Below are 6,607 nucleotides of genomic sequence, written 5' to 3'. Positions count from 1 at the left end.
CGCCCCCCCCCCGAACCCATCTGGGTCCTCCCTCCTCCTCACCACGTGTTCTCTTTCCTCACCACTGGTCGAAGCCGACGTTGACCTGGGGGTATCCGGTGTCGATGTGGTTGTTCATCCATTAGTTCTGGGCGTGGGGTCCCCAGATGCTGCTCATGGCGGTGTTGACGTTGTGGGGGTGGTTGGTGAGTTGGTAGTTGGCGGTGGGGCCGAAGGCGCCGATGCGGTAGATGGCGTTGACGTCGAGGTGGTTGGTGAAGGGTGCGGTGGCGGTGATGGTTTCGGTGGCGCCGGGGTAGAGGATGTGTTGGGGTGCGTTGATCCATTGGCCGCCGTCGGTGTTGACGCCTTGGAGGTATTCGGGCTTGTCGGTGTGGTTGGTGATGGTCATGGCGACGGTGGGTTCGCCGGGTCGGGTGATGGGTAGGGTGCCTGAACCGTCCTGGGTCTGGTGGAGACCGTGATCTCACCAGGAGAATGCCGGTATGGGTGCACTGAGGAAGTTTGATCCAGAGACGCGTGAGCGGGCTGTGAGGATGTATCACGACCACCTCGCCGAGCATGGCGGCGGAAAGCTCGCCGCCCGGAAACACGTGGGCGCATTGCTCGATATCAACCAGGCGACGTTGCGGAACTGGATCGAGAAGGACCGGCCGATCGTGACTGCGCGGGGAACGATGACGGTGGGCGAGCAGGACGCCGAGTTGGCGGCGCTTCGCAAGGAGAACGCTGAATTGCGAAGGGCCAATGAGATTTTGAAGACAGCGTCGGCGTTTTTCGCCGCGGCGGAGGTCGACCGCCGACTGCGGTGATCGTTGATTACATCGACGCTCACAAGGGTCGGTTCGGGGTCGCCCCGATCTGCCGAGTGCTCACTGAGCACGGCGTGCAGATCGCCCCGTCCACCTACTACGCCCGCACGCAAGCGGGTCCGGTCTCGGTGACACGATTGGCCGAGGCGTACGACGCTAACGCGGTCTACCAGGCGTTTCATCGCAATCGTGGCGTGTACGGCGTCCGCAAAATCTGGCACACGATGCGCCGCGAGGGCCGTGAGATGGGCCGTGATCAGGTGGGCCGACTGATGGGGATCTGCGGGATCGCCGGAGTCACCCGCGGAAAACATCGCACGATCACGACCCAGCGCGATGATCGCGCGCCGCGGCATCCTGATCTGGTGGAGCGCAAGTGGTCATTGCCGGCCAGGCCAGATCAGTGGTGGGTGGCTGATTTCACCTACTGCTGGACCCTGGCAGGGTTCGTTTACACCGCGTTTCTCGTCGATGTGTACTCGCGTCGAATCCTCGGGTGGCGGGTGATGACGAGCAAGTCGACACCGTTGGTGACCAGCGTTCTCGAACAGGCCTTGTTCACCCGACGTAGAACCGACTTCTCGTTCACTGCAACAGGTTTGATTCATCACAGCGATGCCGGAAGTCAGGGTGAATTCAACTGGTCGTCGCAACACCTTGATCGTGGAGGTGTTGGCTTTGGCTACAGCAGACTGGAGCAAGAAGACCAGCGATGCGCCCACGGGGGTTCGTCGGCAGGGGCGAGCTGATCGTGCGTTGCGGCCGGCGATGCGTTCGCCGGGCCGGCCCGAGCCGTCGCGGGCGGTGCAACGTCAGTTTTGGGGGTTGATCGCGACGGGGATGAGCACGGCGGAGGCGTCGGTGGCGGTCGGCGTGTCGGTGCCGGTGGGGTCGCGGTGGTTCCGCCACGCTGGCGGAATGACGCCACTGAGTCTGGACGAGCCGGCGGGTCGTTACCTGTCGTTCGCTGAACGGGAAGAGATCGCGCTGCTCCGCGCCCAACAGTGTGGTGTGAGAGAGATTGCTCGGCAGATCGGACGCAGTCCGGCAACGATTTCGCGTGAGTTGCGCCGCAACTCCGCGACCAGGAGTGGGAAACGTGAGTATCGAGCCTCGGTGGCGCAGTGGAAAGCTGAGCAGGCCGCCAAGCGCCCGAAAACAGCGAAACTCGTGGCCAACGTCGAGTTGCGGGAGTACGTGCAGGAGCGGTTGGCGGGCACTGTCCGTAGCCCCGACGGCACGATCGTCGCCGGCCCCACGCCGCCGCCGTGGAAGGGGCTCAACAAGCCGCACCGGGCCGACCGGCGGTGGTCTCTGGCATGGAGTCCGGAGCAGATCTCCCAGCGCCTGCGGGTCGATTTCCCCGATGATGAATCCATGCGCATCAGTCATGAGGCAATCTATCAATCCCTGTTCATCGAGGGCCGTGGCGCGCTCAAACGCGAGTTGGTGGCGTGCCTGCGGACCGGGCGGGCATTGCGGGAGCCCCGTGCTCGCTCACGCAACAAGCCGCAGGGTCACGTCACCTCCGATGTCGTCCTCAGCCAGCGCCCGCCTGAGGCCCACGACCGTGCTGTCCCCGGCCACTGGGAGGGTGATCTCATCATCGGTGTGGGTCGGTCGGCTATCGGCACTGTTGTCGAACGGCGCAGTCGCGCAACGATTCTAGTCCATCTCCCACGCTTGCAAGGGTGGGGTGAGCAACCGCGGGTGAAGAACGGGCCGGCACTCGGTGGCTACGGCGCCATCGCGATGAACGCGGCACTGACGGCGTCGATAGCGGCGCTGCCGCAGCAGTTGCGCAAGACGTTAACGTGGGATCGCGGTAAGGAACTGTCCGCTCATGCCCAGTTCGCGATGGATACCGGAACGCAGGTGTTCTTCGCCGATCCGCATTCACCGTGGCAGCGACCGTCCAACGAGAACACTAATGGGCTGCTGCGCCAATATTTTCCGAAGGGAACTGACCTGTCACGGTGGTCTGCAAACGACCTCGAGGCCATCGCATACACCCTCAACAACCGTCCCCGAAAGGCCCTCGGCTGGAAGACCCCCGCCGAAGTCTTTGAAGGACAGTTACACTCACTACAACAACCCGGTGTTGCATGGACCGATTGAACCCGCCCAGTACACAGCGCTGGCGTTCACCGAAGCATTACGCGACTCCGGCTTGGCCGGATCGATCGGGTCGGTCGGCGATGCACTCGACAATGCGTTGATGGAATCAGCCATCGGGTTGTACAAGACCGAACTGATCGAGCGCCAGCGATCGTGGACCGGGCGCGCAGAAGTCGAGCGCGAGACCGCCGCCTGGGTGCACTGGTACAACACCGAGCGGCTGCACTCATCGATCGGCTACTGCCCGCCCATTGAGTACGAGAGGCGCTACCGTGAGACAGCCACCTCCGAGATGGCGGTGGCCTAAACGAGGTCTCCATCCGATCCAGGACGGTTCAGGCGGTGGCGATGCGGGTGGTGGTTTTCATGGTGGGCTCCGGTGTGGTGTGGGGGTTGTGTTGGTGACACCACTGACTTTGCTAGGGATGGGGCGTGAAGGGATTCCGCTGACCGGGTGATGGGTCGGGTGAATGGTGCCTCCACCGATCGGGGGACATGCGGTGGCCACGGGCGCTGCGTGCCTCACACCTCGCGGGCAGGAACCTCGACGATCGCGACGGTTCCACCGCGGGGATGGTTCTCCAGTGACAACGTGCCGCCGGTCCCTTCGATGCGCACTCGACGCGATGCAAGTCCGATGTGGCCCTTGGCTTGTCGTCGACGCATCAACTCGTCGACGTCGATGTCGGGAGGTAGCCCGATGCCGTCGTCCACGACGACAAGGCGCGCTCGGCCGTCATCGAACTCGGCGGTGACGTCGACCGTCGTCGCGGACGCGTGTTTGGTCACGTTCGTCAGCAATTCGCGCGCGGTGGCGAACAGCAGCGAGTCGGCGGACGTGCGTAGTTCGGGCGGCCAGCCCGCGGTGTCGACGGAGATCGCCGGGGCACCGGCGCGGCTGCCGAACGAGGCGGCGAGGTCGGTGAGGGCCACCGACAGACCGGCCTGTTCCAGAACCGCCGGGTGCAGCTCACTCAGCGTCGACCGCAGCAACTGCGCCGCGTCGCGCAGCGCACCGTCCACGCGGTCGAGGGTCACCGGATCGGCGGAGTCACGGAGCGTGGCGAGTTCCTGACGCGCCGCCAGTACGTACTGCAAAGCCCCGTCGTGGAGGTTGTCGGCGAGATCCCGGCGTTCGCGTTCCTCGATCTCCATCGTCGCGTCCAGCAATCGGGCGCGTTCTGCGGCTAGCGCCCCGATCGTTCTCACCCGGGATCGCTGTAGGCGAGACAGCAGGATCGCGCCGACGGCCAACGCTGCGACGACGAGGATGCGCAGGATGATCACCGACCACGGCTCGCCGTTCGACGTGCGGGCCAGCATGGAAGAGACGGCGTACACCACGGTCGTGACGATCACTACCACCGCACAGGTCCTGGGCTGCAACGCGATCGCCGCGATCATCGGCACCAGGACGAACCCGCTGAGGAGAACGTCGGTGGTCCAACTCAATTCGTTGGACCGGCTGGCGGCGACCGCGAGCGCGGTGAGCAGGAGGAGGTCGATCGGCAGCGCTATCCACGAGTACCGGATCATCGACGATTCGTGGCGGACGACCACGACGGCTCCGCCGATGCACCAGGCCGCGTACAGGATCGCCGTCACGAGGCTGAACGTCTCCGCGTGCGCGGGTGGGTCGAGGCTGACGGTCAGTAGCACGAACAGCGACAGGAACAGTCGGAGGACCACCTGAATCCGGATGCCACGGATCGCATGGTCGATCAGGATGTCGTGGATTCGCGGCTCGTCGGCGAACTCGTCGAGACCCAGATAGCGTGTCGCCCCCGCGATCTCGACGCTGCCAGCGTCGTCGTCCCCTGGCCTCGAGGGGTCCGCGCTATTCGAGGAGCCCACGACGCATCGCCTCGGCGACCGCGGCCGCACGGTCGGACACGCCGAGCTTCTCGTAGAGGCGCTGGGTGTGCGTCTTGACCGTCGACGCGCCGATGTAGAGTTCGGCGGCGACCTGTGGAATCGACTGTCCGCGTGCGAATCCCGTGAGAACCTGGCGCTCTCGCTCGCTCAGGGCCGGCGCGTCACGCTGGGTCTGCGCACGGATCTCGCCTGCCAGTCCCGCGGCGAGCTCCGGCGGTACCACCGTCTCTCCCTTGGCCACCCGGGTCACCGCGCCGACGATGTCGTCGCGATCGGCGTCCTTCGACAGGTAACCGGCCGCACCTTCCTGCAGCGCCCGGAAGACGATCGGGCCGTCGGTGACCGCGGACAGCAGCAGCACTCGGGTCGGCAACCCGTCGCGCGACACCGCATGGGCAACCTCGACGCCGGTCATGTGCGGCATCTGGTGGTCGACCACCGCGACGTCGGGTTTCTCCCGACGGATCAGCTCGAGCCCGGCCAGACCGTCGGCGGCCTCGCCGACGACCCGTACCCGTCCACTGGCCGCCAGGCCACGGGATACACCGTCGCGGAAGAACGGGTGATCGTCGACGACGACCACGGTGACGAGGGTGTTCATCGGATCAGGATAGGCGGGGTGAGGACCTGAACCGAGCCGAACAGTGCTCCCGTCCCCGAATGGGTCATACCGAGAGACCAGCCACCGCCGGTCGCGCAACTCGACGCGATTTGGCAACCTCGGATCGGGGACCGATACCGAGGATCGGAGTGGGGGATGTATCGACCGGACCTGCACCTGGGAGCGCTGAGGGGCCCGCTCCCGCGATCGCCGCTGCATGTGCTGCGGACCTATCTGGCGGTGACGACGCTGCTGTACGCGGTGGGGGTGGCTCTCACGCTGTTCCCGGCCGACGACTCGGCGACCCTGTCCGACCCAACGGGGGGACTGGTCGCCGTCGTGCTGGGCCTCGCGGCGCTGGGGTGGCTGTCGGTGCGGCCGCAGCGCCCGCTACCGGCCGTGATCGCGGCCGGTGTCGCCACCCCCGCGGTGATGGCGTTCCACGAGCTGATCAGTGCCGAGTTCCTGTGCATGATCGCGGCGATGTTCCTGGCGATGTACGTACGTGCCACTCTTCCGCGTCGGCAGGCGTGGGCGTTCATCGGTGTGCTGACGGCCGGGTGCGTCGTCGCGCTTGCCGTGGCGCCCGCACCGAAGTACCTCAGCACGTACATCGTCGTCGCCGTCGCCATCCCGGCGGCGGCGGAGTCGTTCGGGTTGCTGACGCGGACGCTGCTCACCGCGGTCTGTGCTGACCCGCTGACCGGCGTGTTCAACCGCGCGGGTTGGGAACTCGCGACCGCGGGGCTCCTCGACGGACGGCGGTCGGCCGCGGCGGTCACGGTGATCTCGTGGTCAGTCGACGACTCCGAGACGACCGACGACCCGCGCGAGAGGGAACGGCGACTGGTTCGCCGTGCCCGGACCTGCGTCGACTTGCTTCCCGCCGATTCCGCCCTGGCACGCCTGGCCGATTCGGAGTTCGCGATCTGCGTAGTGCACGACGACTACGGTCCACCCGGGCAGGCGGCGGCGCTGATCGATGAGCTGCGTCGACACCTGCCCGATGCCTCACTCGCCGCGGCCACCGCGCCGGCGCCGGCAGCGGATGTCGCCGCCCTACGCGCGCAGGCGTCGTCCCGCCTGGCGTCCGTCAGACGCAGCGAGCCCGGGCCGGCCCGACATTCCGATCACCCCGACATGCAGTGAGGCGGGCGGCTCATCCGGGCAACCACCATGTCGAGCCCGGCATCGAGTTCTG

The 6,607-nt window shown here is 66.2% G+C and carries 4 protein-coding genes, 3 pseudogenes and 1 other annotated feature; of the genes and pseudogenes, 4 read left to right on the top strand and 3 right to left on the bottom strand.

The genetic code is table 11. From position 1 onward, the window contains the following. Positions 1 to 58: 58 nt before the first annotated feature. Positions 59 to 436: pseudogene (locus tag M4D77_RS15050) on the bottom strand (hypothetical protein); the annotation flags it as partial. A gap of 49 nt (positions 437 to 485) precedes the next feature. Between M4D77_RS15050 and M4D77_RS15045 the strand changes: the two are divergent. From M4D77_RS15045 to M4D77_RS15035, 3 genes and pseudogenes are all read left to right on the top strand, one after another. Next, positions 486 to 1,441 (top strand): annotated as a pseudogene (locus M4D77_RS15045) (IS3 family transposase); the annotation flags it as partial. Further along, positions 770 to 901, top strand: a sequence feature (AL1L pseudoknot). Its footprint overlaps the pseudogene before it by 132 nt. Positions 1,442 to 1,730: 289 nt before the next feature. Next, on the top strand, positions 1,731 to 2,930 hold the full coding sequence (locus M4D77_RS15040) for an IS30 family transposase (RefSeq protein ID WP_226514317.1): 1,200 nt from the start codon (positions 1,731 to 1,733) through the stop codon (positions 2,928 to 2,930). A 4-nt stretch (positions 2,931 to 2,934) separates the two neighbouring features. Next, positions 2,935 to 3,237 (top strand): annotated as a pseudogene (locus tag M4D77_RS15035) (transposase); the annotation flags it as partial. Positions 3,238 to 3,452: 215 nt separating this feature from the next. Here the strand turns inward: M4D77_RS15035 and M4D77_RS15030 are convergent. Both M4D77_RS15030 and M4D77_RS15025 read right to left on the bottom strand, forming a co-directional pair. Next, positions 3,453 to 4,784 carry a sensor histidine kinase gene (locus M4D77_RS15030; RefSeq protein ID WP_259936574.1) on the bottom strand — a complete coding sequence of 444 codons (1,332 nt, stop codon included), beginning with the start codon at positions 4,782 to 4,784 and terminating at the stop codon, positions 3,453 to 3,455. Further along, positions 4,768 to 5,406 (bottom strand): response regulator transcription factor, encoded by a 639-nt coding sequence (locus M4D77_RS15025; protein WP_065631308.1) that lies wholly within the window; start codon positions 5,404 to 5,406, stop codon positions 4,768 to 4,770. Before M4D77_RS15025 ends, M4D77_RS15030 begins: the two co-directional genes overlap by 17 nt. 156 nt (positions 5,407 to 5,562) lie before the next feature. On the opposite strand from M4D77_RS15025, the gene M4D77_RS15020 reads away from it, so the two are divergent. Next, the gene (locus M4D77_RS15020; protein ID WP_259936571.1) at positions 5,563 to 6,555 is read left to right on the top strand and encodes a hypothetical protein; all 993 of its coding nucleotides are present in this window, start codon (positions 5,563 to 5,565) and stop codon (positions 6,553 to 6,555) included. The last annotated feature ends 52 nt before the right edge of the window (positions 6,556 to 6,607 follow it).

The sequence above is a fragment of the Gordonia sp. p3-SID1431 genome, from assembly GCF_025143765.1.
Classification (GTDB): Bacteria; Actinomycetota; Actinomycetes; order Mycobacteriales; family Mycobacteriaceae; genus Gordonia; species Gordonia hongkongensis.
This window is presented reverse-complemented; position numbering and strand designations above follow the sequence as displayed.